Source organism: Sutcliffiella sp. FSL R7-0096, assembly GCF_038595065.1.
Classification (GTDB): Bacteria; Bacillota; Bacilli; order Bacillales; family Bacillaceae_I; genus Sutcliffiella_A.
Genome location: NZ_CP152003.1, coordinates 1072990 through 1098526, shown reverse-complemented (window position 1 = coordinate 1098526; position 25537 = coordinate 1072990). Strand labels below are relative to the sequence as shown.

Below are 25537 nucleotides of genomic sequence, written 5' to 3'. Positions count from 1 at the left end.
TGTTACAACAACTAAAATGATAAAAAAAACGTCAGTCGTGTTTAACGACTGACGAGACTATTTATCACTAGCTTTTATCATTCTTGCTTGAGCTATTTTATCCAGTATTTTTTCCATTTTCAATTTATCTTTTAGAATATCTTGTTTGTTTTGCTCTATTAGTTGTTGCATCAGTTTCTTTCTCATTATTCGTGTCCTTCTATAGATAAGTAGTTGTTACGCGGACTTCTTTAGTTTCCCAACCACTTCTAAGACAAATTTAACAATCTCTTCTTCATCCTCCGGTTCAGGATTGAACTCTATTTTAAGCGGATCAACCAATACACTTCCCCCACGGCTTTCAAGCAATTCTTTAAGATGGTCAAGAGCACCACAGAATTCCGGATATGATGTATCACCAGAGCCAAAAATCGCAAAGGAATGACCTTCAAGATCCGTTTCCTCCAATTCTTCTACTAGATCCAAGCATTCATCCGGGTAATCACCATCCCCCCAAGTATACATTCCTAATATGGTCACATCATAGTGTAACAGATCCATAGCATTATCGACACTATGAACATCCTCCAATACCACCTCATGTTGATGTATTTTAAATTTTTCTGTGATACTGTCCGCAATTGCCTCTGTGTTTCCGGACATGCTTGCATAAAAAATTCCTATTTTCATCTTCTATCACTCCTCTCAATGTAGCAGGCTTGGAACTTCATATCTGTTGTTGATCCATTTACTTTCTACTGGGGATGAAATAAACAATTGTTCCTCAAAACCAGCACCTCTGAATCCATGCCCCTCCACAGTCTCTATTGGAATCAAGCTCACGCTCTCTTTATGTATCTCATAAATCCTCGAATACCCGAATTCATCTCGGCTAGTAGTAGCGTGCAATCTATTATTGGCCAGGAATATATCCAAAAAAGCTTTCTCTGAAAGAGGCTGTTTAAAACAGATCCATGAATTTTCAGCCTTTCTCATTTCCACAGAGCCTTCGCCTGTCTTAACGTTTCCTTTGGTAATGAACACAGAGTCCCTATCTGAAATATAAATCGATGAAACCATCGAATTCTCTTCTCTTTTCACAAGTTTTAATTCCCCTGTTAAGAGGGAGTACTTCCATACGCCACCGTACTCCTTATTTACTTGCGTACCAATGAAAATATAATCGTCTGAAAAAAAGAGCGACCTGATTAATGGGGGAGCACTAAAAGATGCGAATGGCTTAACGACAGCCCAGCTAGAACCATAGTTTCTGGACACATATAACTTACTTCCACCATGTGTTACGATTAGGCCCTTTTCGTTTCCGGCTATATCCCATAAACGCTGGGAAACAGAAAATGTCGTATGGGTCCACTTTTTCTGATATGGATCATATCGTAGGATCGTCCCATAATCCCCAATGCCAAAAATAAACCTTCCTAGTCGTACAAGCTTGTAAATGTTATGGGAAAGGCCATACTGCAGCAACCATTCCCCTTCCTCGAACGAATAGATACCAGATTTCTTTACTGCAACAAGGAATGGAATGTCAGGAGTAGATAACACGGCAGTGGACCCTCTGTTAAACATAATAAATGTTCCCTTCCACTTTTTTAACCCAAGTAAAGAATGCTTGAGCAAATTGTCTACATTCTAATTCTTGTTCCTGTGTTTCAGGACTTGACTCCACCTTTAATGTTTGATCATAAACGGTGGCCCCACAACTCTTTAGTTTCTCAGAAAAGGTATCCACTGCTGCGCAAAACTTAGGATATGCATGATCTCCTGAACCAAAGCAAGCTGCAGGAATACTGTTTAACTTCAATTCATCCAACTCTTCATAAAAGTCCTCCGCTTCATATGGGAGATCACCATCCCCCCAGGTGTAGGAACCAATAAAAATACCGTTATAGGTTGTAAATTCCTCTACATCTACTGTATCCAAACACTCCAAGACAACCTCGCATCCTTTTGCAAGCAGCTCATCCTGCAAAATATTTGCAATGTCTTCTGTGTTTCCCGACATACTTACATATCCAATAAATATCCGCATTCTAGAACACCTCTAGTTGATAATTGTTTTCAATTAGTATACCGACATCATAATTGATAATGATTATCAATGTCAATTGTTTTCTATAATTTATGAGAAAGATTCTCATTTTTGTACATATACTCTTTTTGTGAATGTCATTTAAAGGAGGAGAGTTTACTTGAAGAACGTGAATGATTATCGACTCAGGAAGATACAAAGACTTGCACAGGAAATTATGGATGAAGTCAACAAACAAAAGCTTGAGGAAAAAGATCTGGAATTATTGCATTTAGTTATTGATAACTTATCAAGAGCTGTCGTTGATGTAACAGATCCCACTGGTAATTATTCAATAGATTATTTAGAAAAAAAGGTAGTAAAAGCTCACTCTTTATTGCTGAAACAAGGGTAGCCATTTTCCACAAAAAAGAACCGTTGCAGTTTAATATGCAACGGTTCTTTTTGTTTTACGCTTTAAGAAATTCTTACGCGACCCTTCTCTCCAACTCTTACACTACCATCCTTGATTTCAACCGCTTCACCAGCAGCCAAGTTTGTAAAGATGATTGGTGTGATGATGGATGTCGCCTCTTCTGACACAATGCGAAGATCTACGTTCAATAACGCTTGTCCTTGCTCTACTGTGTCCCCTTGTTCTACTAAACTTTCAAAACCTCTTCCTTTTAGGTTAACTGTATCGATTCCGACATGCACAAGGACTTCGCGCCCGTCAGCCGTTTCGATGCCGATTGCATGTTTAGTCGGGAACAGGTTTACAATTTTCCCTGCAACAGGTGATACTACTTTGCCGTCAGTTGGTTCGATGGCAAAACCGTCACCCATCATTTTTTGGGAGAATATCTTATCTGGAACTTCAGAAATAGGCAGTAGTTTACCTGTCATCGGCATGACTACGTCAAACTCAGCTGAAGTAGCAACCGCACCAGCATCCGCGGACTCATTTTCAGAGGTTGCCGCCACTTCTTGCTTCACTGGCGTTTTCCCACTCAAAATATCTTGGATCTGTCCTTTGATCGTTTCAGAACGAGGCCCGAAGATCGCTTGGATATTGCGGTCGATTTGCATAACGCCCGCTGCACCCAATTTTTTCAGGCGCTCTTTATCTACTTGCTCTACATCTTTCACACTTACACGAAGACGTGTGATGCATGCGTCAAGGTTTGTAAGGTTTTCTCTTCCACCAAGTGCTTCTAGTACTCCGAATGGCAGCTCATCAACGGAACCGGAACCAGATTCAGCTTCCTCGGTTTTTTCCTCACGACCTGGTGTCATTAAGTTAAACTTCTTGATCGCAAAACGGAACCCAAAGTAGTAGATAACCGAGAATACTAGTCCAACAGGAATTACCAACCACCAAGCTGTAGCATGTGGCAGTATGCCAAATAGAATGTAATCAATGACACCACCGGAGAAAGTCATCCCGATTTTCACATCTAAAATATGCATGACCATGAAAGAAAGTCCTGCAAACACCGCATGGATCGCGAATAACACTGGTGCTACGAATAAGAAACTGAACTCAAGCGGTTCTGTGATACCTGTCAAAAATGATGTCAATGCCGCTGAACCCATGATACCAGCTACATATTTCTTGTTTTCAGGACGTGCACAGTGATAGATTGCTAGCGCAGCCGCCGGAAGACCGAACATCATGAATGGGAATTTTCCTGTCATGAATGTTCCAGCCGTAAGTTCGGCACCGTCTTTCACCTGCTCCATGAAAATACGTTGGTCCCCACGTACCAAATCTCCTGCCGCGTTTGTATAAGAACCAAACTCAAACCAGAATGGAGAATAGAAAATATGATGCAAGCCAAATGGGATAAGTCCACGTTCAATGACACCAAAAATAAATGCTGCCAGTGTACGGTTTGATTCTGTCATAAAATAAGAAAAAGTATTTAGTCCCTCTTGCGCAAATGGCCAGATAAAGTTCATAACAACCCCAAGGACAAGTGCGGAAGCTGCCGTTACAATTGGAACGAAACGCTTACCGGCAAAGAATCCTAAGTAAGATGGCAATTCGATATTATAAAATTTGTTATACATATAGGCACCGAGCACCCCGGCTATGATACCGCCGAATACCCCGGTTTGAAGGGTTGGAATCCCTAAAACATTTGCAAGTGCTGGGTCAGAACCAACCTGCTCAGCGGTAACTCCACTGATGACACTCATCGTAACGTTCATTATTAAGTAACCGATCATCGCTGCAAGACCTGCTACCCCGTCCCCTCCAGCTAGTCCAATGGCTACTCCGATTGCAAAGAGTAATGGCAGGTTGGAGAATACGATGCTTCCCGCCTGTTCCATGATTTGTGCCAGTAGCACGAGTGAGTCTGCCTCGAGAAAGCCGAGACGGCTAGTTAAGTTCGGGTTTTGCATGGCATTACCGAATGCAAGCAGGATCCCTGCTGCGGGTAGCAATGCGACAGGAAGCATGAGGGCTTTCCCGATACGTTGCAGTAAACCGAATGATTTCTTGAACATTTGTTGTTCCTCCTAGGTACTTTTATATGCGTTTGTAGAACCTACGGACTTTCTTTTAACTCCCTGTTGATTCGTTCCGGATGTTCGCTTTCCTAGGGGCGGCGCTTGAGTCTCCTCACAACGCTCGGGGGTCTCAAGCTACCGCTATCTCCCTCAGGACAAGGAACGCTACGGAAGCGATTCATCGCACGAAGAAAATGCGTTAGCATTTTCGAGGAGTCTCACATCCTGCACTTCAATCAACAGGGTAAATCCGTTTACACAACAAAAAAGGCATGAGTCAAAAGAAAAGGTACACAAAGGAAAGGTAGATGGACTTCTACCGTATTTCTTCGTTTACGCTTTCTTCCGCTCATGCCTGCATGACCAGTAACACGTGAAAAAAGTGTTCTAGATTATTTATTGTTTTGCAAGCCTTTGCAAATGTAGGGTCAGGTATACTGCCTCAGCATCTGGGACTGGCTTGTGTAAGTTCTGCTGCATAATTTTTATCAATTTCCAAGCTAGATTGTAGCACACAGGATATTCAGCTTGCAACACTTTTGCGAGCGCTTCCTGATTTTCGGGACGGTTCTCATCTTTTTGTACCCTTTCGATCGATGCATGAAAATGACGAATTAGCCTCAAGTAGTTCACATCTGTCCGGTCAACGGAAATTTTCAGGGATTCCTCAATGACATCCACCATTCTGCTGATCAGTTGGGTATGCTTGTTGATCTCTGACAATTCCCGGTTGGTTAACGCACTATGGATGTGCAAGGTGATGAAACCTACTTCCCCAACCGGGACAGAGATTCCAAGCTTCTCATTTAACCACTCGACAATCTCTAGTGCCACCGTGTATTCCTTTGGATAGGCAAGCTCCGTTTCGGTCAGGAAAGGATTTTTGATATCGAGTCCCTGCTGAATTCTTTTTACGGCAAAATAAAGATGGTCCGTCAATCCAACATGGATATGTTCATTCAACCGAACCTCAAAACGTTTTTCAATTCTCTCTATACATTCATTCATCAAACCGATGAATGATTCATCTACATAATTTAGTAATTGTTTGTATTGTTGCTGCTCTTCCTGGTCGCGAAGCACGAAAAACTTCTCCGCACTCTCTACGGAGATATCTTCTCCGGTACGTTTTCCGAAACCGATTCCTTTTCCTGTCAGGATCACTTCATTGTACTCCGGGTGGGCAGCAATCAACACATTGTTATTCAGGACTTTCTTTACACGCATGACCATTCCTCCGGTGTATCTAAAACTGCAATATATACTAAATTACGCTACAGAGGGGTAAGAGTCAAGCGAGCAATTCTTCCAGATTTTCAATTCAAATAAACACTAATCCATATTCCATTTTACACTGTTAGGAAGGTAAGTAGTTTTCATTGCAAAAAGCTCTTGTCTGAAAGAGTGTTACCATTCACTAGTAAAAAGTCGGCAATTGGACTTTTTACAGCATAGTAACACTAATATAGGCATGAAAGCTGGTTTGATCAGTCAGGAAAAGAGCACAACAGCAAGGAATATAACGGTTTGTTAATAAATGCGAAGAAGCAACAAAATATGCGAGAACAGCCTTGCGATAAAAAAATAAAAAACTCGGAGCATATTACTGCTCCGAGTTTTCCCTTATTTATTCGTCGCTTTCCTCACCCTGTCTTGTGTTTTGGAAAGGTAGTGTTTCCCAGAAGCTTGTATCAACAGTGTTGATTGACCCATCAGCAATTGCTCTTACCGTAGAATCAAGCGTGTTAACCGTTTGCTTAATCAAATACCCATTACTCTTCTGTCCAAGAACCGCAGTAGGATTTGTATGGTCGGACATGCCCCGCATTTCGAATAGCAGTGTCGCGATATCATACCTGGAAGCTATTCCATTTCGTCCGATATTATCTGTATTACCTCCAGAATACTTTCCAAGATGCCCCCAACCTTTTGACTCGATTTCATGGAACACCACTGCCCCTAGCTGCTTGGACTGTTCCACTACAGCTGGATCAACATTAGGGCTTGTTGGGTATAGGATAGATCCGGACACAAGCTTCCCGTCACGTTCACTCTGCGTTCCTTGATGGTGCAAGTCGATTAAATAGTCAATGTCATATTTCTCAAAAACATTTGTATGGAGTGCACGTGCCTCAGGCTGCATCGCTTCTACTGATTTATCATGCTCTCGGTTTAAATCATAGTTATTAGCATTTGCTCGCGTTAAATGACGATCCCCGTCTGCAATGTAATTATCTGTTGAAAAGTTCACATCACCCATCGCGCCGTCCGCATTCAGCATTGGAATAACAAGGATATTGACATGATCCAATACGGATTGATTTTTTCCGGTTCCGAGGTGTTTAATAAATTCCATGGCCCCTTCTGTAGTCAGCTGCTCATTTCCATGTTGTTGAGTCAAAAACAGAATGGTGGGATTCTCCTCATTTTTAACGAATTTGGCCATATAAATATCTCGGCCTTTTACCGTTTCTCCAATAACTTCAAGTTCCATCGCCTGCTGCCTTGCTTCTTGTTTTTGTAAGTATTCCACTAACTCATCATATGTAGTAAGGATGGAAGTCTGAATAGACTCATTGCCGTTGTAATTAGGACCGTTTCCGACCGCACTTGTCGGAAGAGTTCCTGTTGTTAACGTACCAATCGTCATTACACCTGTTAAAGATAACGCTAATACCGTTTTACTGATCTTTTTCATAATTTCCTCCTTAGTTAAATTATTTCGTAATCCTACATATTTAGATTAAATTTTATCGAATAATCTGTAAATAAGGATAAACTCCTTTCTTTTTTTGACAAAACTTTTGTAAGAGGCAAGGAATTAAGCAGAAAGCCCTATAAGAAAAGCAGTTAAAAAAGGTACGTTCTACTCACTTAAGAACGCTTCCCCTGTCATCAACTCATACAGAACAGCCGAATGATCTACACCCAGTTTCATGTACATCCCTTCCCCTTCTCTGACAAGCTCAAGCCCATCACCAAGAGGCGTCACCCAAACAGCATAATTTGAACCGTTCAACGTAAATCGGTACTCTGGAGGTGTGGCCATTTGCACCTCTATTCCTTCTTGCCACACTTTATTCTCAAAAAAGCTTTCCAGTCTTTCAAAATCCTCTTGTGTTTCCAAAATATTTATTGTTACGTATCCAATATCCGCTCGTTTCTCCACCTTGATAGGCTTAGTTGAAACTGCCTTTTCCATCTTGGAAACCCATGCTTGATTAGACCCATGCACCTCTTCGATGGTCTTACCGTCCAGTGAGTAAACCCCACCTACTAAAGCTTGACTTGCATGAGGTAATGACCAACCACCAACCACCTCATTATCTATTACAAACACAGTAGCTTTGGTTTTCCCTTTGTTATACATATCATCCAATGGATGGTTGCTAATCATAAAGCTGACCGTCACTATATCCTTATTCAGGAACTGTGTCACCTCACCAGTCTGGACACCCAAAATTTGTCTTGTCGGCAACTCCTCAAGCTGTGATGTAAGGAACTGGATTTCCCCTTCCCCCTTATTGGAAACAACGGAGTACCCCATTCCTTCAAGATGTTGTTTTGCTATTTCAACGTCACTACTCAGCTTCTGACTACAACCACTCACAACAACTATTAACATTATAAGTATAAATTTATAAGCTTTTATTCTATCCACCTCCTACTAATAAGACGTTTAATATATTCTTAGGTTTCACTTTGTCTCATTAAAATTGTAATAATATGTTAACAATAGTTCAGGACAGTAAACATAAAATCAGCACCAGCATATAGCCAGTGCTTTTCATTTTATTTACAAAATGTAAAATCGTAAATTCAATAGTCTTTGTTATCTTGAAATTCATCTATAAACTCTCCAACATGCTCACTCATCTCTTTTGCATTTGTCCAATGCAAATAATGATGGCCATCTAACGGTACAATTTTACTTTTCACTACATTTGTTAATTGCTCTTCATAAAAGGTTATAGTAGATCTTCCAGCCGGATTTACCTTTTCGTCCTTCGGTGTAAAAATCATTACTGGTATATCGGACGGAAACGTCATGTTAATTGTTTTGGCGATATTATTACTAATCTCATTTGCTTCCATGATGATATTTTTATTGTAGCCATTCCAGACAGTTAGAGTTTTCGTTATTTCTAGGTTATTAGCTGAATACGTCCCTTCTTCTGTCAATGGTAAAAAATCCTCCTCATTTCCAGCTACCACTATCCTTGCAATCCCACTCGGCGGAATCGCCCTAAGGAAACCTGGCATAGTAGGAACCGGTACATCAAAATATTCCACCGCCGCTGGAAGTGTTGGATCAATACCCACGATCGCTTCAACCTCTTCAGGATATGTATTTGCATAGTACGTACTATAGATTCCGCCAATAGAATGAGGCATCAGAATATATGGGCCTTCAATTTTCGCTTCCTGCAACGCTGTCCTTACTTCTTCCAACACATTTTCTACCGTTCTATCCTTATCAGTCTTCCCACTCCATCCATAACCAAACGGCTCTACGACTACTACTTTATTACTCTTGCTCAACTCATTCATAAGTGGCTCAAAATCCAGTACTGGCGCTGAAGTTCCTAATCCAGGAAGTAGAACAATAGTATTTGCTCCCTCACCTTCAACATGTACATGCATACGGTTACCATCCACTTCCACCAGTTGTCCTGTAGCTTCAAACTTGTTCTTTTCGAAGAGAACCATTACATGATGAAACGCCACCCACAATACAACCATACTTATTAAGCCTACTGATATATACTTCAATATTTTGCGGAAACTGAATCTCTTCTTAGTGTTCATCTTTTCCTCTACTTTCTTTTATAAAAGTTACATTCATTACCTATACGAAGTAGACATTAAATTAGTTCCACAGTTTAATCCAATTCCCGACTCTAGTTTTATCTGCTTTCAAATTCTAATTCGTCTATAATCTCTACCGCTTTCAAAACAGCCCATTCTCCTATCAGTAAATCAGGAAGTGCATCTTGGGACAAGGGTCCCCATGTGTGCTTCTTTTCAGAAATGGGTAAATGATTCTCATAACTTGTTTTTGAAGGAGTGAGATAAATGAATAGGAACATAGAGAAGGTTGCCATTATTACTGGTGGGTCCTCCGGAATTGGCAGGGCAAGTGCAATCAGACTCGCCAAAAGTGGTGTAAAGGTAGCGATACTTGATTTGAAGGAAGAGGATGCCGAACAGCTCAGACAGGAAATAGCGGAAGCCGGTGGAGAAGCGATGGCACTCCAGACTGATGTTTCCGATACCAAAGATCTTGAGGCAAGCTTCAAGCAGGTGCTCGATCGCTGGGGACAGCTTGATATCGTCTTTGCAAATGCAGGGATAAATGGGAAAGTGGCACCTATTGAAGATCTTGATGAAGAAGATTGGAATCAGACCCTGAACACCAATCTAAAAAGTACATTCCTGACCGTAAAGCATGCAATTCCCCATATGAAAGCCCAAGGTGGCAGTATCATCATCACCAGCTCCATCAATGGTACAAGAACCTTCCGTGGTTTCGGAATGTCCGCTTACAGTTCCTCCAAAGCAGGACAAGTTGCTTTTGGAAAGATGGCGGCGCTTGAATTGGCAAAATATCATATTCGGGTCAATATAATCTGTCCAGGGGCGATAGAAACGAATATCGAAAAAAACACCTTCCCAGAGGAAGAGGAACTCAAAAAAATCAAGATTCCCATTGAGTATCCCGATAGCTCCCACCCCTTAGAGCATCAACCAGGCAAGCCGGAACAGGTTGCAGACCTCATTTCTTTTTTGGCCTCAGATTCTTCCAGTCATATTACTGGCAGCCAAATCTTTATTGATGGAGCAGAATCCCTCCTCTAGAGTCTTTGCAAGTAAAAAAGGTGAGCCACATGCTTACCTTTTTTACTTGCAATCTATTGATTTACACTGCCAGGTGGTACATCTTTCTCTTCCTGCCCTATCGCTTCCATTCCAATTTGCTCTTGTACATCAAATTGCACCTTTTTATCAGCCAATTGTTCAGTAGCAAGTTTTAAATCAGGCTGGATATTGTTATTTTTAGCAGATTGCTCATTCCAATCTTTCAATACCTTCACCTCCACTGAATCATATTCCTAAGTATGTGTTAGAATATCTTATTTTATAAGGATTGGGATAAGGTTTTCCAAACAATGGTCCATCCAATGACCTATTTCTTTCCCACTCTGCATGATGCTAAAATAGCTATTGGTAAACTATTTGAGTCAAGGGGCTTTATATGTTAATTAAGAATAAGAGTACTGATATAATAATTCAGAGATAAGTACATGCTACACCTTAAGTTCCTTCTAATATTTTTTATTTTTCAAAAAAACGTTGACATCCATTCACAACCGTTATAAACTTATCATCATTCAAATAAAAACTTATTTTCTTATCCAGAGAGGTGGAGGGAACGGCCCTGTGAAACCTCGGCAACAGGCTTTTTATAAAGCACTGTGCCAATTCCTTTCAAGCAATCATGCTTGGAAAGATAAGAAGAGCATAAGCATGCACGGGCGCTAACCTCTTCTTACTTGCTAAGAAGAGGTTTTTTGTATTCTAAACCCGAGTTTTCCAATTGAATAAATTTAGTTTTCTTATCCAGAGAGGTGGAGGGACTGGCCCTGTGAAACCTCGGCAACAGGCTTTCTTGTGAAGCACTGTGCCAATTCCATCAAGCATTAACGCTTGAAAGATAAGAAAGAGCATCTACATAGCGATGTCCTTTTCTTGTCTTTCCAAGAAAAGGGCATTTTTATTTTCCAATAAGGAGGAAACATCATGATCACATTCAAGAACGTCAAAAAGGTCTACAAAAGTGGCGAGCAGGAAGTACATGCGCTAGATGGCATCGACTTGAGCATTGAAGAAGGCGAGATTTACGGAGTCATCGGATTCAGCGGTGCCGGAAAGAGCTCTCTCCTTCGTTGTGTGAATCTGCTAGAGAGACCAACATCAGGGAAAGTTCTCGTCGGTGGAGTAGATCTTTCAAAACTATCACCCAAAAATTTAAGAAATGCTAAAAGAAAGATTGGAATGGTCTTTCAACACTTTAACTTACTTAACTCGAAAACGGTATATGAAAACGTAGCAATGCCCCTTCTTATCAGTAATGTTAAAAAAGCGGACATCCAAACAAGAGTCGAGGAGCTTCTCGACTTTGTAGGGCTTGGTGATAAGAAGGATAACTATCCTGACCAACTTTCTGGTGGGCAGAAGCAACGAGTCGGAATTGCCAGGGCATTGGCCACGAGACCTTCCGTCCTGCTATGTGATGAAGCGACATCAGCCCTTGATCCACAAACAACAAGCTCCATCCTTCAGCTTTTGAAAAAGATAAACCTGGAATACAAAATCACCATCCTGATGATCACCCATGAGATGTCAGTCATCCGGGATATTTGCGATAAAGTGGCTGTCATTGAAAAAGGCAAAATCATTGAACACGGTTCGGTTTTTGACCTATTTTCCAATCCTAAGACCTCAACTGCACGGAACTTCGTCAGTTCTGTCTTGAATGATAAGTTGCCTTCATCGATTAGGGATCTAGTTAGTCAAAAAGATGATCACCAAGGAATTTACCGAATCAACTTTGTCGGTGCTTCAGCTGGCCAGCCCTTCCTGTCCCAGGTGGCTAAGAAGTTCCATGTGGATGTGAATGTCCTTTTCGGAAACATTACCGAACTGCAAGGTGTTCCCTTTGGAAACCTGGTTGTGGAGTTAAAAGGGGAACCTTCCGAAATCAAACGCGCTTTATTTTTCATACAACAAGAAAAAGTATTAGTGAAAGAGGTGAATGCACATGCGAGTTAGTTCCGATCAAATTATTGACGCCTTATTAGAAACCTTATCGATGGTCAGCTTTTCCCTACTATTCTCCGTACTGATTGGCTTACCACTTGGTGTGCTGTTAGTTGTGACGAGAAAGGGACATATTCTAGAAAACAATGTACTATTTAACTTTTTAAATCCAATAATCAACGTTTTACGTTCGATACCTTTCATCATTTTACTCGTAGCGATCATCCCGCTTACGAGACTGATAGTGGGAACCTCCATTGGAACCGCCGCCGCAACCGTACCGCTCATCTTTTATGCGGCACCATATTTTGCAAGATTAGTAGAAAATTCGTTGTTGGAAGTGGAACCAGGTGTACTTGAAGCCGCAGAGGCGATGGGGGCTACACCAAGACAGATCATTTTTCGTTTCCTTTTACCGGAAGCGTTGAGTTCGCTGGTACTTGCCATCACCATCGCAACCATTGGCTTGATTGGGGCTTCCGCAATGGCAGGGGCCGTTGGAGGCGGTGGCCTCGGTGACCTTGCGATTACATACGGCTATCAACAGTTCGATGAAATCACCATGTTCATCACCGTTGCCATCCTGGTCGTGATGGTCCAGGCGATCCAAAGCTCCGGAAACATTTTATCCAAAAAAATCAGAAGACGATAGGGAGAGACAAACATCATGAAAAAATTACTTAGCTTTGCTATTTTAACCATTCTTTTACTAACAGCAGTAGGGTGCTCCAATGACAGTGACACCATTAAAATCGGAGTGAGCGGCACCGACAATCGAATTTGGGACTTTGTAGCGAAGAAGGCGGAAAAAGAAGGACTGGACATTGAGATAGTCAGTTTCTCCGATTATGTACAACCGAACCTAGCCTTGGCACAAAAGGAACTGGATGCTAACGCGTTTCAGACCATTTCCTACTTTGAAGCATTTATCAAAGAGCATGATCTAGATCTAACACCGATTGCCACAACCGTTATCGCACCAATGGGTCTATACTCAGAGAAGTATGAAAACGTGGAGGATATCCCGGAAGGCGGAAAAATTGCCGTACCAAACGAAGCGACCAACATGGGTAGAGCATTTTTACTCCTTCAAGATGCAGGCCTTATCACTCTTACGGAGGATTTTGACGGGAACGGTTCATTGGACAAAATCGTGGAAAATCCAAAAAATCTTGAAATCATCCCGGTAGTAGCAGGTCAAACGCCACGTGTTTTACCAGACGTAGCTGCTTCCATCATCAATAACGGAATTGCCGTTGATGCTGGCTTTAACCCTACAGAAGACTCCATTTTCCATGAAGATGATACTGCAACACCATACATCAACATCATTGCTGTCCGTACCGAGGATAAAAATCGTGAAGACTTACAGAAGCTTGCCGCACTGTATCAAGAAGACGATGTGAAAGAATTCATTGAAAAAGAATATAAAGGCAGTACGATTCCCACGTTTGTTCCATTAAGTGAAATCGGCGTTGATACTAATAAAGAATAAGGAGTGATTTACATGGCAATAACCCTTCCACAAGTTGATGAAAAAACAGTCATCATTAAAGAGGATATTAAACATAAGCAAGCACTCTATCTATCTACCAGCCATCAGATTCATGAGAGACCGGAGATTGGAAACGAGGAATTTTTCGCTTCTTCCCTTCTTACCTCCATCTTAAGAGATGAAGGATTTGAAGTGAAAACAAATGTTGCAGGACATGAAACAGGATTCATCGCTACTAAAAAGTCAGAGAAGCCTGGCCCCTCCATCGGTTATCTTGCAGAATATGACGCTCTCCCTGGCATCGGTCATGCATGCGGACACAATATCATCGGGACAACTAGCGTCGCAGCCGCGGTCGCTCTAAGTAAAGTATTAGATGAAACTGGTGGTGAAGTCACCGTGTTCGGTACACCAGCTGAGGAAGGCGGCCCGAATGGCAGTGCCAAAGGAAGCTTCGTTAAACACGGTCTAGTACAGCATCTCGATGCAGCCTTGATGGTTCATCCGGGAAATGCAACGAGATTAACTGGCCCAACACTCGCTGTCGATCCATTGGATTTCGAATTTATCGGAAAGCCTGCCCATGCTGCCGCATCTCCCCACGAAGGAGTAAATACACTAGATTCTGTCATTCAGTTATTCAATGGCATCAATGCACTGCGCCAACATGTAACAAATGATGTCCGGATTCACGGCATCATCACTCATGGTGGCGATGCACCTAACATTGTACCGGAATACGCAAAAGCACGCTTCTATATAAGGGCTGCGACTCGAGAAGGATTGAATGAAGTAACATGCAAAGTGAAAGCCATCGCAGAAGGTGCTGCCCTTACAACCGGGGCGAAACTTAATGTCATCGCATTCCAGAATGAAGTGGACAATATCTTATTGAACGAGAGCCTGGATGCTATATACAAAGAGATTGTGGAGTCACTTGGAGAAACGGTTGTACTAGAAGGCAAAGCTGGAATCGGATCTACTGATGTCGGCAACATCAGCCAAGTGGTCCCGACCATCCATCCATATATTAAAATAGGTCCTGACACATTGGTCGGTCATACGGAGGAGTTCAAGTCAGCAGCCCGCTCGCCACAAGGTGACCACGCACTGTTGGTTGGGGCGGAAGCATTGGCACTGACCGGCTTGAGGCTCTTGACAGATCCGGAGGTTTTATCGAAAGTAAGAAAGGACTTTGAGTTAGCAAAGAAGACATTATGATATCAATAAAAAAGAAATGTTCAGCGAAGTAATTAGCTGTTCATTTCTTTTTTTAAGCATCCATTTAACCAGTCATAAAAAGAACTCACCTCTTAGTGAAACAAGTTCCATTCTGAATTTTTATAACATTAACACCATCAAATCCTCATCAAAATATGTAGCGCCTATTTTCAACCCGTTCCTATCCACTCCATAAGTAACGAAACCGAGTGAACCATAAAGGCGTTTCGCAGGTTCGTTGCTTGCTGTAACCGCTAGATAAATTTGTTCTATTTCCTTTAGTTCCTTTGCCTTGGTGATTGCCTCGTTCATGAGTTCTTTTCCAACACCTGATTTTCTCTGTTCAGGTAATACGTACATCGCCACAATTGTAGCTCTATGTTTGATTTTCATTTTGGTTTCACATATCAAGGTGACAGTACCCACCAACCTTTTTTCCACAAATGCTCCAAAGGTGTAAATGTGCTCGCTGGACAACCTACCTTCATATATTTCAGAAGAATACTCTAATTCCTCTTCATAACTGGAGCTGAAAGCTTCTGGGTTGTTTTTTAGTGCCTCCAGCCTAATGATTCTATAACTTTTCGCATCAGTTGCTGTTAATCGTCTTATTTCCATAGGGGCTCTCTCCTTTATTCAACTGCTAAGTTAAAAACAACCTTGCGGAAATTCCGAAGGTCAAGGGAATGGACATGCTCAAGAAAGCAAATTTCGATTCATATTTTTCACGCTTCATTTTAAGGATCCAATCTATTATAAACATCATAGCGGCTGGCACGAGACTAAACCAGAATAAAATCACGCCAAAAACCATATGCAAAGCACCCGATACAATGATTTCCGCCTTTTTTTCTTCAGCTTTTATGGAAATAAGTTCACCAATCTTATCGCTTGTTATGGATGCCAGAATCCCGTATGTAAAAATTACTGAATAGCTTAAGAATATACCTAACAAAAGGTGACCTGTATAAGACTCATACGTAGTGCTTTCGCCAAAAAAAGAAGGCAAAAACAATCCCAGCAACAATACCTAAACAGAACCGGAAATAGATGCTGAGATTATCTTTCTTTGCAGCATGGGAACTCCTCCTCCAACATGCAATTAGTTTTCTATAAAACTTTTTTCTATTAATGTTTATCGTTTTCCATTTTCTCAATAATTGCGTCCAACTTCTTCTCGATATTATACAATCTTTTATTTTTATAAGACGCATTAACTAGCAGTCTTCTGATAAATAGAGTAAAAGAAATACTCCCTACTATTAACAGTCCAAAAACAACTACCTGAATAATCATTTCACCCATCACTGTCATCCTCCTTACATATCCGTATACCTCGAGAGAAGGCTATCTGTTTCTACCTACTCTCCTCTTCAAATCCACTTAACTCCAAAATCTCTTCCGCTCTCATTTCAGTCCATTTTTCTATAGTAACGTCAGGATTCCTTTCCAAGAAATCCTTCATGATCCGATAACCGATTCTGTAGTTAGACCACTTAGGAATGCCTGATGAAGGGCGACCCAAATGGAGCATTGTCACATTTTCCATATCATAGGATCCCTTATTTTCCTCAATGAAACTCCAAACTTTGTTTGTCGCCTCAGGACTTAGAGGTTCAATCCAAGGAACCTCGTAATCTTCATACACCGCTTTTCCAAAGGTGTCTGCCTTTCCTTCCATGATTACCCTGTCTAAAAGATGATGTTTGCGCATGCCCCAGTCGGACACTTCCATTGTCACTACATGATGAAATTCATGTGCAATGGTTTGTTTAATACTTTTTTCCGTATATTTCCTCGGATCGATTTGCAGGACCATGACATCCTTATCTGCAGCAAAGGCAAGGACACCAGACATCTCCAAGTAACTGAAGTCAGGACTATGTGGCTGAATATAAATTCTGACCTTCTCACTTCCAGTCAGCAAAGTTGTCGAGTCCTCTAGCCCCTCTTTTATAAATCTACTAATCTCAGGATGCTGATTATCCAGATGTTTAATCATCTCTCTCAACTTAGCTGTATTACTTGGGGGTGCATAATACGGATCATCATTTCCGAAATAATCATGTCCATAGATTTCTTTGCTGAAGGGCTTCACAACATGGGCTAAGAACAGTTCCTTTCGATCCCCCTCCGTCTCTTCCAGCTCTTCCATGAAATCAAGATATGGTTGATGATAGGGGATGATCTCAAATGTTTGTCCATTGGTGCTATATGTCTCCACGGTTCCATGTTCTAACATCACTTTTTCCTGCACTTCTTTTTCTATCACTGCTTCTGCCGCTAGGTCTACCTTCTCCGCTGTACTTTCACACCCTGCTAAAAACAACAATATACCAAACAGGCATTTTTTCATTTTTTTATTCCCCTTTGTTTATTTCTATAAAATGATTTCACTTTTCTATTCCATCATCCACCTTCTCCTCCCTGAACCTAAACAGTACCTCCTTAAGTAGATACCTTATATACGAGTCTTAAACAGAATTGTTTTCAGATTTTCACATTCTTTTTCCTAATATAGAAAAAGAAAAGACGCAGAAGAAATATAACTTCTACGTCTATTAAAAGTAGCATTTTTATTTAAACCCTTAACAACCCTCGAAACCCTCGAGCCCCATAATAAGAATCAGCTCCATTATGGTACACAAAAACATGATTGTAGCGACGGTCGCAAAATAATGCTCCGCCAAGTTTTCTAATCTCGTCTGGTGTTTGTATCCAGCTTGACGTTTTCAAGTCGAATTCCCCGAGCTTTTGTAACCCTCGATACTGTTCTTCTGTCAACAGTTCAATTCCCATGGATTCAACCATATCCATCGCACTGTTTTCAGGCTTATGTTTCTTTCTTGCCTCCAGTGCTGCACGATCATAACAAACACTTCTGCGACCCTTTGGACTCTCTTTTGCGCAATCGCAGAACAGGTACTCGTCCTTCTCTTCATCATAATCAATCACATCCGGTTCCCCTTCGGTACGTTCCATTTCAAAGAGTGACCACAACTTTTGAGGGTTAGCCTCGAGTTTAGCTTGGACTTTTTCCCATTCCATCCCCTCATGCCGATTCATATTTTTTTCAAATCGAGTTTTCATCGCTACTAGTAATTCTTCTTGTTGCTCAAATGACAACTCCAGCTTATTACTGGTTTCATTTGTTTTTGTCAAAAAAATTACCCCCTTTTTTTATTGAAGTAATAATCTTTAGTTTACCAAAAAGTTTCATTAGAACCTAACACTCACACAAAATATGCCTATTTCCATCCGGATCTTAAAGGACTGTCCATGCTCCATATCGAATAGGACTTAGGGTCATTTATTCTCCCCTATGGCTAGTAAAATATTTCTCTTTAAATATCGGACTAAGTTCACTCCATACATCAAACCTGTTGCCATCTAGGTCTTCAAACACAAAATTTCTCCCTGCATGTCCTCTGTTTTCCAAATCTCCCACTTTTACTCCTTTTTGGCGAAATTCATCATGAAGTTTCTCTAACGCCGATATGCCATCGACCTCAAATGTTAGTGAAAAACGTACATTTCCGTTCACATCTGTAAAGTTTGCAGTCTGGTTCGCAGACGCTTTTACAAGGAAAAGACTTTGCTCTGCAAGATTAATAATTGCTTTGTCTTGATCTTGGTAGTTCAATTCCGCTTCCAACTTACTTACATACCAATCAGCAGACTCTTCTACATTCTTTACAGGAATATAGGTCGTACCAACTCTCCATAATTTCTCTCCCATTTTAACTCCCCCTTTTATTCAATCGTATCCAACAATTCAACTACCAGATTATTTGGATCTTCCCAGGTTTCAAGTAGCTCTACATGCCATTTTTCCTTTAGCCTTTTGTACCCTTGTTCTGCAGACCAATTATGTAATTCTTCATACGCTTCAAAAATACCTTTGTTCGGTCCTTCATATTTTGCGGCGGCATATTTTTGAGAAGGAATGACAAGCGTGACCATCTCTTCAGGTATATCTTCAAAATGCTCCACTTCCACCATCAACCAATATCCCTCTTCCCGTTCGTTTTTGGCATCAACAATGAAAACTCCATATTGGATCTCCCTATTCTTCACGTTCTTTATTTCCTGAAGGCGAGTTGACAGTTTTATAGATGCTTGTGGTATTTCATCTGCATATTTTTCCCCTGCACATAAAACTCGGTAACCAACCAGTTTGAGTTCGTGGAACATTTTGACTTTTGGTTCAGATATCATTTTCAATTTCATTGTGTGAACCCCCTATTTCTACCTATTGTAAATTATTTCAAAATATTCAGTGATATTCAATTCTTTTTTTCAAAATAAAGAAGAGGCTTACTTCTTTTGATAAACCTCTTTTCCCAAGCATCAAGGTTGGCATACTCTTTGGAATTGCCCCTTGGCCAGTTTCGATCGACTAGAACTCGATGGCCAGAAGTAATTACGAAACTGTGCAGTTTTTATGGAGTTTCCCTTCTCTCGTTTCTATATGTTTGTGATGGGTAAACAAATACAGAGACTAACTTTTAGAAAGGAGTTTTTAACTATGTTGAGTAATGAACAACACCAGAAATGTTTAGAAGAATGCTTGGCTTGTATGGAGGCGTGTAATACTTGCTTTGATGCTTGTTTGAACGAAGAGGACGTAAATATGATGGCGGCCTGCATCCGACTGGATAGGGAATGCTCGGATATTTGTGCACTTACAGCAAGAGCACTCCAATCCAACAGTCCTTTTTTGGAGCAGATTTGCAACCTGTGTGCAGAAATATGCGAGGCATGTTCAGAGGAATGCAGAAAGCATACTCATGACCACTGCCAAAAATGTGCGGAAGCATGCAGACGTTGCGCGGCAGCCTGTCGGGAAATGATCAGCAATTAATATTGATTATCTGGACGCGTCATATAGATGGCGCGTTTTTTAATTATTTCTGCATACTTTCTTAATAATTTCTTGATAAACTGATAGTACATACTTTTTAAGATATAGGAGAACCGTTATGAAATTCTCTACTAAACTCGGTTTATGGTTTTTTATATGCCTACTAATTATTGAATCCGTATCCATGTTAGTTCTACACAGACATGTGGTCGATTCGCTAGTAAAAGAAGAATTGGATTCTTTGTTGGCAAGGGGAAATAGCCATCGGGATGTCTTGTTGACCTCCATTACCCCTGACACGCTTCAACATATTGTGTTGATGGAGTCAAACACAGATACCGAGGTCATAATAATGGATGAGAACGGCTCAGTTATTGATTCATCTATGCAAATGAGCAACCTGCCGCATTACTTAAACAAAGAGGCTCCCGAGACCGGAGATGGCGTGGTTCAAGACGATTGGAGACAGGAATCATTTATTGCAACTGTCTCCCCTTTTCGTACAGAGGAAGGTTCTACAGGCTATGTTTATATGCTAAAAAGCACCGATTCTCTACAGAAGGTCATTCAGCAATTGAACCAGCACTTTGCCATAGCAGTAGTTATTATTATGCTTTTTTTACTGGTAACAAATATCATTCTAATAAAATTGCTCACCAAGCCGTTAATCAGAATGAAAGATGCTACCCAAAAGATTAGCAACGGGGACTTTACGGTGAAATTACCTATGAAAACGAAAGATGAGCTTGGGGAATTAGCCGAATCCATTCAATTTTTGGCCAATCACTTGAATCATTTGCAAAAGGAGAGAAAGGAGTTTCTCGCAAGCATCTCTCATGAATTGCGGACACCGTTGACTTATATTAAGGGGTATGCTGAACTAGGAAAAAAACCGAATTTGGAAGAATCAGCCCGGTTGGAATACCTACATATTATTCACGAGGAATCCACACGGGTATCAAGTATGCTCGAAGATTTATTTGAACTGGCAAAAATGGACCAGAATACTTTTTCCATTCAAACACAAAGAAGGAACATGGAAGAATTCATCCTACCAATTTTCGAAAGAGCACGGCCTGCCTTTGATAATGCCGGGATCGACTTAAAGTTGGATGTTGTCAAAAACTTTGATTCACATATAGATCCTAGACGGTTCGAACAAATCGTTTTGAACTTACTAGACAATGCAAGGAAATATTCTTCAGCAGGCTCTACCACAACCATTCAACTAAATAAAAGAGGGAAAGAGTGCTTTCTAACAATCCAGGATGAGGGAAAAGGTATCCCAGAAGAAGATATCTCCTTTGTTCTTGATCGATTTTACCGTGTGGAAAAATCCCGTTCTCGTTTGACAGGTGGAGTCGGGCTCGGACTGGCTATTGTTAAGGAACTTGTGGAAGCCCATGGCGGAACTCTGTCTATTAAGAGTGAACAATATAATGGTACTGCTGTCACCATTCTATTAAGGGAGAGCGAAGATGAGACGAATTTTACTGATTGATGATGAAAAAAGAATGCTTGATTTGTTAACACTTTATCTGACTCCGTATCAGTTTGAGTGCTTCCAATTTCAGTCAGGCATGGATGCCATAGTTTTTTTGGAAAAGGAAGAAGTCGACATTGTTTTACTGGACATCATGATGCCGAAAATGGACGGATGGGAAACCCTAAAAGGAATTAGAAAGTCTTCCAATGTCCCGGTCATCATGGTAACTGCCAGAAACGATAAAGATGATATCGTAAGGGGCCTTAAAAGTGGAGCGGATGACTATGTTTCAAAACCTTTTGATGAGAACGAACTTATCGCAAGAATAGAAGCAGTGATGAGGCGGGCAAAAGCAGTAGACACCATTAACCATTCATTGCGCTTCAAGGGGTTGGTTCTTAATACTTCGTCTTTCCATGTACAATATAACGGGGAAAAGATCTCTGTTACACCAAAAGAATTTGCGCTACTCGAAACTTTTCTTTTGAACCAGGATAAGGTGTTTTCGAGAGAGCATCTACTTGTATCCTTATGGGAGTTCGATGCTGAGACAGAGAATCGGACCATTGACTCGCATATTAGAAATCTTCGAAGCAAATTGCGGAAATCAGGGTTTGATGTAGATAAACACCTGGAAACCATTTGGGGAGTAGGGTATAGATGGAATGATCAGCACTAAAGAAAAAAGCTTGAAACGGTCGATAATTAGACCCTTTTCAAGCTTTTTCACTTCCTATTCTTCTTTTGACAGTTCGCTCTCGGTCACCCATTTATGGTTTGTCACTTCTTCTCCAATGTCTGTCAGAGCGAAGTCAACCATATAAACCGTTGTTTGTTCAGCAGAGTCGATGATTGCCGTAGCACCTTGCATGCCCTCCATATGGTCGGCATCCACTTCCACTTCATCGCCTACTTTATATGGCTCTTCTTGGGCATCCTTTACTTCTTCATGGATAATCCACTTATGATCTTCCACTCGCTCCCCGCCATCTGTCGGGTCATAAGAAATAGAGTAGACGGTTGTCTCATATGCACCCACGATGGTAGCTTCCGCACCTTCCATTCCAGGCATGTGGGCATCTGTTATAGTAGCAGTGCTTCCCAATTCAAATGTTGGGTTTTCCTTTTCCTTTAAACCTTCAGGTACCTCACCTGAACCCGACATATCCATTCCGGAGTGAACACCGTGGCCTCCATCCTGGGATTCTTCTTCTGCATTATTGGCTTGATTAGTGTTTGGCACCGCCTCATCCCCATCACCTGCGGCACAGCCGGATAATGTGATGGCTGCTGCCATTGTAAAGACTCCTAGTAGCTTTCTTCTTTTCATACAATAACCTCCTCTGAGTTCTATACTCAAAGTGTACCCAAAAAGTTTGCAGAAACTATGAAGAAAGCACACATTCACTTATTTCTATTAGTGAGGACCTGATCTATTACCTTCCCATATTCATCAACGACAATGTTCGCACCCTTACTGTTCAGATGAACACCATCAATAGTCAAATGCAGGCCTCTCTCCGCAGCCAAACGGTCCACTCGTTTGGGGCTTCTGTAGAAGAATACATCCTTCACTAATCTGCCAACGCCCGTACTGAGATAATCGGTGGTACGTAATGTTTCTAACTGCTCTGTAAATGCTTGGTGCAAATCAATAAACGTTACGTTCTTATGCTCTTTTGAAATTTCTTCAATAATCATGGAAAGATTGAGCAGTCCTCTGTTGGAGGAATTTATGTTTTCCCCGATCAACGCAGGGGACACGACCACAACCTGTTTGGAAGATTGCATGACTAATTCCAGTACGTTTTCATAGTATTCCCGAAATTCTTCTGAATTCCTAGTAATCGGCTGAGCTTGTACCTTCAGCAGTCTCGAATAAATATCATTGACTCCAATCCATAGGAAGGCAAGGTCATGATCTTGTTCTAATTTATTTTTGGTAAGCCTTGTATGTAAACTCTTAACTGTTTCTCCTGCTTTCCCAAAGTTAACAAACTTTATATCTGAGTATTTCTTTTTTAACATATCAAAGAACGAAACTCCTGGTTTACCTTCTGTTAAGCTGTCCCCGATGCATACGATTTTCATAGAGTATTCCTCCATTTTTTACAGTTGGTTTAAAATAGCAAAGTTCAATATAGTCAACAGAACAAAGGCTGCCAATAAATTACGCCAATTCTCTACTATTCTACCACTTTTCGGCTGCACAATCCCTAGCATGGTTTTTACTCATTAGGTTGGCTGGGAGATGCGTTATATTTAGGATAATAATAGTGTTGGTGATTATACCCCTCTTTTTTGCCTGCCAACTCCTCGGTCATATTGGAAAGCTCCGATTAGTAAAATAGTGAAGAGAAATATAGGGGTCAGGTATGCGAGGATGATATCAAAAAATATTGAAACATCCATAACGATTTTTTGCCTGTTCAGAAGGAAACTGATCATTAATACGGCCAGCATGATGAACGGTAATAGCACGCGGTTTATATTCGGAGCCACTTTATAGAAAATAAAACTTGATGCTACTATTAATAATAAAATGGAGATTGATAAAGAAGAAATCCAAATGATCGAGATGATATTCATCTCTAAAGAAATTCCCCTCCATATAGCAATTCCCCAACAGATTAGATAGAGACCTACTGTAAACGCATTAAGACAAGCAATCTTCTTTTTTCCTATTCGGAAGTACAAAATCGGACTTGCCATTACACAGATTAGAACAAGATTAATGATGAGGTCCTGCATGTGGATTCACTCCTTTTCTAGACTTACTCTCTTTACGAGTTCTTCAGTCATCCCGCTAATCTTTTCAACGTTTTCTAGATGATAAAAAGTGCTGGTCGTTTCAAAATTATCTAGGTCATGATTCTCGGAAAACAGAAAAATCTTTTTTCCTTGACCAAGGGCAATACCAAACTCTATATGACTGCCTTTTCCGGCGGGCAGCAAGACAATCAAAAAGTCTGCCTCCATCACGGCTGAAAGTTCCTTCGACCCGATTATTTTTAGGTCTTCCAACGTGGCAGCGCGTTCGTTTTGGGTCCAATCATAGGTTTGAATGAAGCCTTTATTTTTGAGAAGGCTACTTACTTCTCGTACCTTGTCTATATTAGTGAAGCTTGATGCTATGTAGAATTTATTGATCATTGTCATTACCCCCGTAAATACTTTCCAATAATTTATATACTTCGTTTGCCGCTTCCTCGGAAAGAGAATATATGACATGGGTATCCTTTCCGTTCATAATTGTTCCTGAGGATTCGTGGACCCAGAGGTAGTAGGAATCCAAAAATTTATAGTGGGGATCTGACATATCGACTGCACCAGGTTCTTTTTTAGCATGATGGAAAGCATCTTGAATAGTTTTTATATCCTCTTGGCTTCTTAGCGTCTTTTCAGAATCCACTCTCACTTCTGAAAAGCTCTCCATCTCATTAATCACAATTTGGTACATGACTTCTTCTGCGTCATATACTACAGCTTCTTTTATATCCTCTTTCACATTAGCCATTTTCCTTTCCTCTATAGAACACGCAGCCAGCAGTAAAATGAAAACCATAACAATTCCTAATAATGACGCTTTCCTTTTCATCACTAAACCCCCACTTTCTTATTTAACAATAGGCAGACTCTCTTTCGATAGAAGATCATCAATGAATACCCTGTGCTCGGTAAAAATATTTTCTGGTAAGCGATGAATAGGAAAAAACTCATTGCGTAGCGACTCATCATTACTGTTTACGAGTTTTCCATTATATTGTTTACAAGTAAAAAGTACTTGCACTAATGAGACCTGATCTCCGTTTGGGAATGTCTTATCATACTCTGGACCTGAATAGATTCCAAAGAGCTCAAGGTGTTTTAAATGAAGTCCAGTTTCTTCGTAGACTTCCCTTCTCGCGGCATCACTTATGTCCTCCCCAAGTTCCATGAAACCTCCTGGCAGTCCCCACTGTGCATTATCTGTACGTTGCTGTAAGAGCAAGCTTCCTTCTGTGTCAAAAACAAAGGCACCGGCAACCACCATAATTACTTTTTCATTGCCTACCATTGTTCTTAGATGTGTTATGTAATCCATTGGGTATCAGTCCTTTTCTATTTATGTATGACGTACTG

At 40.8% G+C, this 25537-nt stretch carries 32 protein-coding genes and 2 riboswitches; of the genes, 9 read left to right on the top strand and 23 right to left on the bottom strand.

Going from position 1 to position 25537, the window contains the following annotated elements; all coding sequences use genetic code 11:
• Nucleotides 1–57 precede the first annotated feature (57 nt).
• Genes MKY77_RS05610 through MKY77_RS05595 form a run of 4 tightly spaced genes read right to left on the bottom strand, consistent with a single transcriptional unit; the run spans nt 58 to nt 2032 of the window.
• Nucleotides 58–186 carry an FbpB family small basic protein gene (locus MKY77_RS05610; RefSeq protein ID WP_339149296.1) on the bottom strand — a complete coding sequence of 43 codons (129 nt, stop codon included), beginning with the start codon at nt 184–186 and terminating at the stop codon, nt 58–60.
• Between the two features lie 30 nt (nt 187–216).
• Nucleotides 217–669, bottom strand: coding sequence for a flavodoxin (locus MKY77_RS05605; protein WP_339149295.1), 453 nt, complete (start codon nt 667–669; stop codon nt 217–219).
• A gap of 15 nt (nt 670–684) precedes the next feature.
• Nucleotides 685–1569 carry a hypothetical protein gene (locus MKY77_RS05600; protein ID WP_339149294.1) on the bottom strand — a complete coding sequence of 295 codons (885 nt, stop codon included), beginning with the start codon at nt 1567–1569 and terminating at the stop codon, nt 685–687.
• Nucleotides 1562–2032: a flavodoxin gene (locus MKY77_RS05595; protein WP_339149293.1), complete on the bottom strand. Its 471-nt coding sequence runs from the start codon at nt 2030–2032 to the stop codon at nt 1562–1564. The genes MKY77_RS05600 and MKY77_RS05595 overlap by 8 nt, the downstream gene beginning before the upstream one ends.
• 217 nt (nt 2033–2249) lie before the next feature.
• On the opposite strand from MKY77_RS05595, the gene MKY77_RS05590 reads away from it, so the two are divergent.
• Nucleotides 2250–2426 (top strand): group-specific protein, encoded by a 177-nt coding sequence (locus MKY77_RS05590; protein ID WP_339149967.1) that lies wholly within the window; start codon nt 2250–2252, stop codon nt 2424–2426.
• Nucleotides 2427–2488: 62 nt separating this feature from the next.
• Here the strand turns inward: MKY77_RS05590 and ptsG are convergent, their stop codons facing one another.
• The 5 genes from ptsG to MKY77_RS05565 form a co-directional block, all read right to left on the bottom strand.
• Nucleotides 2489–4525, bottom strand: coding sequence for a glucose-specific PTS transporter subunit IIBC (gene ptsG / locus MKY77_RS05585; protein WP_339149292.1), 2037 nt, complete (start codon nt 4523–4525; stop codon nt 2489–2491).
• Between the two features lie 399 nt (nt 4526–4924).
• Nucleotides 4925–5755 (bottom strand): transcription antiterminator, encoded by an 831-nt coding sequence (locus tag MKY77_RS05580; protein ID WP_169289742.1) that lies wholly within the window; start codon nt 5753–5755, stop codon nt 4925–4927.
• A 400-nt stretch (nt 5756–6155) separates the two neighbouring features.
• Nucleotides 6156–7226: a M14 family zinc carboxypeptidase gene (locus MKY77_RS05575; RefSeq protein WP_339149291.1), complete on the bottom strand. Its 1071-nt coding sequence runs from the start codon at nt 7224–7226 to the stop codon at nt 6156–6158.
• 168 nt (nt 7227–7394) lie between these two features.
• Nucleotides 7395–8153 (bottom strand): hypothetical protein, encoded by a 759-nt coding sequence (locus MKY77_RS05570; RefSeq protein WP_342515670.1) that lies wholly within the window; start codon nt 8151–8153, stop codon nt 7395–7397.
• A gap of 194 nt (nt 8154–8347) precedes the next feature.
• Nucleotides 8348–9337: an alpha/beta hydrolase gene (locus MKY77_RS05565; RefSeq protein ID WP_339149289.1), complete on the bottom strand. Its 990-nt coding sequence runs from the start codon at nt 9335–9337 to the stop codon at nt 8348–8350.
• Between the two features lie 267 nt (nt 9338–9604).
• Between MKY77_RS05565 and MKY77_RS05560 the strand changes: the two genes are divergently transcribed.
• Nucleotides 9605–10387, top strand: a complete 783-nt coding sequence (locus tag MKY77_RS05560; RefSeq protein WP_339149288.1) for an SDR family NAD(P)-dependent oxidoreductase — start codon at nt 9605–9607, stop codon at nt 10385–10387.
• 53 nt (nt 10388–10440) lie between these two features.
• Here the strand turns inward: MKY77_RS05560 and MKY77_RS05555 are convergent, their stop codons facing one another.
• Nucleotides 10441–10614 (bottom strand): hypothetical protein, encoded by a 174-nt coding sequence (locus MKY77_RS05555; protein WP_339149287.1) that lies wholly within the window; start codon nt 10612–10614, stop codon nt 10441–10443.
• A gap of 323 nt (nt 10615–10937) precedes the next feature.
• Nucleotides 10938–11046, top strand: a riboswitch (SAM riboswitch).
• A gap of 96 nt (nt 11047–11142) precedes the next feature.
• A riboswitch (SAM riboswitch) is annotated at nt 11143–11250 on the top strand.
• Between the two features lie 79 nt (nt 11251–11329).
• On the opposite strand from MKY77_RS05555, the gene MKY77_RS05550 reads away from it, so the two are divergent.
• The 4 genes from MKY77_RS05550 to MKY77_RS05535 are packed head-to-tail and all read left to right on the top strand — an operon-like array spanning nt 11330 to nt 15065.
• A complete protein-coding gene (locus MKY77_RS05550) occupies nt 11330–12361 on the top strand; it encodes a methionine ABC transporter ATP-binding protein (protein ID WP_339149286.1) in 1032 nt (343 codons plus the stop codon).
• Nucleotides 12351–13001: a methionine ABC transporter permease gene (locus tag MKY77_RS05545; protein WP_339149285.1), complete on the top strand. Its 651-nt coding sequence runs from the start codon at nt 12351–12353 to the stop codon at nt 12999–13001. Before MKY77_RS05550 ends, MKY77_RS05545 begins: the two co-directional genes overlap by 11 nt.
• 15 nt (nt 13002–13016) lie before the next feature.
• Nucleotides 13017–13844, top strand: coding sequence for a MetQ/NlpA family ABC transporter substrate-binding protein (locus MKY77_RS05540; protein ID WP_339149284.1), 828 nt, complete (start codon nt 13017–13019; stop codon nt 13842–13844).
• Between the two features lie 12 nt (nt 13845–13856).
• A complete protein-coding gene (locus MKY77_RS05535) occupies nt 13857–15065 on the top strand; it encodes a M20 family metallopeptidase (RefSeq protein ID WP_342515669.1) in 1209 nt (402 codons plus the stop codon).
• 120 nt (nt 15066–15185) lie between these two features.
• Here MKY77_RS05535 and MKY77_RS05530 read toward each other — a convergent pair whose 3' ends face one another.
• The 7 genes from MKY77_RS05530 to MKY77_RS05500 all read right to left on the bottom strand — a co-directional run bounded on the left by MKY77_RS05530 (nt 15186) and on the right by MKY77_RS05500 (nt 19295).
• On the bottom strand, nt 15186–15683 hold the full coding sequence (locus tag MKY77_RS05530; protein WP_339149282.1) for a GNAT family N-acetyltransferase: 498 nt from the start codon (nt 15681–15683) through the stop codon (nt 15186–15188).
• A gap of 25 nt (nt 15684–15708) precedes the next feature.
• Complete coding sequence (locus tag MKY77_RS05525) at nt 15709–16074, bottom strand: hypothetical protein (protein ID WP_339149281.1); 366 nt, start codon at nt 16072–16074, stop codon at nt 15709–15711.
• A 119-nt stretch (nt 16075–16193) separates the two neighbouring features.
• Nucleotides 16194–16379, bottom strand: a complete 186-nt coding sequence (locus MKY77_RS05520; protein ID WP_339149280.1) for a DUF4083 domain-containing protein — start codon at nt 16377–16379, stop codon at nt 16194–16196.
• 43 nt (nt 16380–16422) lie between these two features.
• On the bottom strand, nt 16423–17421 hold the full coding sequence (locus MKY77_RS05515) for a DUF2268 domain-containing putative Zn-dependent protease (RefSeq protein WP_339149279.1): 999 nt from the start codon (nt 17419–17421) through the stop codon (nt 16423–16425).
• A 224-nt stretch (nt 17422–17645) separates the two neighbouring features.
• On the bottom strand, nt 17646–18227 hold the full coding sequence (locus MKY77_RS05510) for a DUF4256 domain-containing protein (protein ID WP_339149278.1): 582 nt from the start codon (nt 18225–18227) through the stop codon (nt 17646–17648).
• 148 nt (nt 18228–18375) lie between these two features.
• Nucleotides 18376–18804, bottom strand: coding sequence for a VOC family protein (locus MKY77_RS05505; RefSeq protein WP_339149277.1), 429 nt, complete (start codon nt 18802–18804; stop codon nt 18376–18378).
• 14 nt (nt 18805–18818) lie between these two features.
• Nucleotides 18819–19295, bottom strand: coding sequence for a GyrI-like domain-containing protein (locus MKY77_RS05500; RefSeq protein WP_339149276.1), 477 nt, complete (start codon nt 19293–19295; stop codon nt 18819–18821).
• A 298-nt stretch (nt 19296–19593) separates the two neighbouring features.
• Between MKY77_RS05500 and MKY77_RS05495 the strand changes: the two genes are divergently transcribed.
• The 3 genes from MKY77_RS05495 to MKY77_RS05485 all read left to right on the top strand — a co-directional run bounded on the left by MKY77_RS05495 (nt 19594) and on the right by MKY77_RS05485 (nt 22094).
• Nucleotides 19594–19929, top strand: a complete 336-nt coding sequence (locus MKY77_RS05495; protein WP_339149275.1) for a four-helix bundle copper-binding protein — start codon at nt 19594–19596, stop codon at nt 19927–19929.
• Nucleotides 19930–20047: 118 nt separating this feature from the next.
• Entirely contained in the window at nt 20048–21430 is a 1383-nt protein-coding gene (locus tag MKY77_RS05490) for a HAMP domain-containing sensor histidine kinase (protein ID WP_339149274.1), read from the top strand.
• Nucleotides 21408–22094 (top strand): response regulator transcription factor, encoded by a 687-nt coding sequence (locus tag MKY77_RS05485; protein ID WP_339149273.1) that lies wholly within the window; start codon nt 21408–21410, stop codon nt 22092–22094. The genes MKY77_RS05490 and MKY77_RS05485 overlap by 23 nt, the downstream gene beginning before the upstream one ends.
• 54 nt (nt 22095–22148) lie before the next feature.
• Here MKY77_RS05485 and MKY77_RS05480 read toward each other — a convergent pair whose 3' ends face one another.
• The 6 genes from MKY77_RS05480 to MKY77_RS05455 form a co-directional block, all read right to left on the bottom strand.
• Nucleotides 22149–22745, bottom strand: a complete 597-nt coding sequence (locus tag MKY77_RS05480) for a YdhK family protein (RefSeq protein ID WP_339149272.1) — start codon at nt 22743–22745, stop codon at nt 22149–22151.
• A gap of 74 nt (nt 22746–22819) precedes the next feature.
• On the bottom strand, nt 22820–23506 hold the full coding sequence (locus MKY77_RS05475) for a GDSL-type esterase/lipase family protein (RefSeq protein WP_339149271.1): 687 nt from the start codon (nt 23504–23506) through the stop codon (nt 22820–22822).
• Nucleotides 23507–23701: 195 nt separating this feature from the next.
• Nucleotides 23702–24166 (bottom strand): hypothetical protein, encoded by a 465-nt coding sequence (locus MKY77_RS05470; RefSeq protein ID WP_339149270.1) that lies wholly within the window; start codon nt 24164–24166, stop codon nt 23702–23704.
• A 6-nt stretch (nt 24167–24172) separates the two neighbouring features.
• The gene (locus MKY77_RS05465) at nt 24173–24565 is read right to left on the bottom strand and encodes a group-specific protein (RefSeq protein ID WP_339149966.1); all 393 of its coding nucleotides are present in this window, start codon (nt 24563–24565) and stop codon (nt 24173–24175) included.
• Nucleotides 24558–25013: a hypothetical protein gene (locus MKY77_RS05460; RefSeq protein WP_339149269.1), complete on the bottom strand. Its 456-nt coding sequence runs from the start codon at nt 25011–25013 to the stop codon at nt 24558–24560. The genes MKY77_RS05465 and MKY77_RS05460 overlap by 8 nt, the downstream gene beginning before the upstream one ends.
• 18 nt (nt 25014–25031) lie before the next feature.
• The gene (locus MKY77_RS05455; protein ID WP_339149268.1) at nt 25032–25499 is read right to left on the bottom strand and encodes an NUDIX hydrolase; all 468 of its coding nucleotides are present in this window, start codon (nt 25497–25499) and stop codon (nt 25032–25034) included.
• Nucleotides 25500–25537 lie beyond the last annotated feature (38 nt).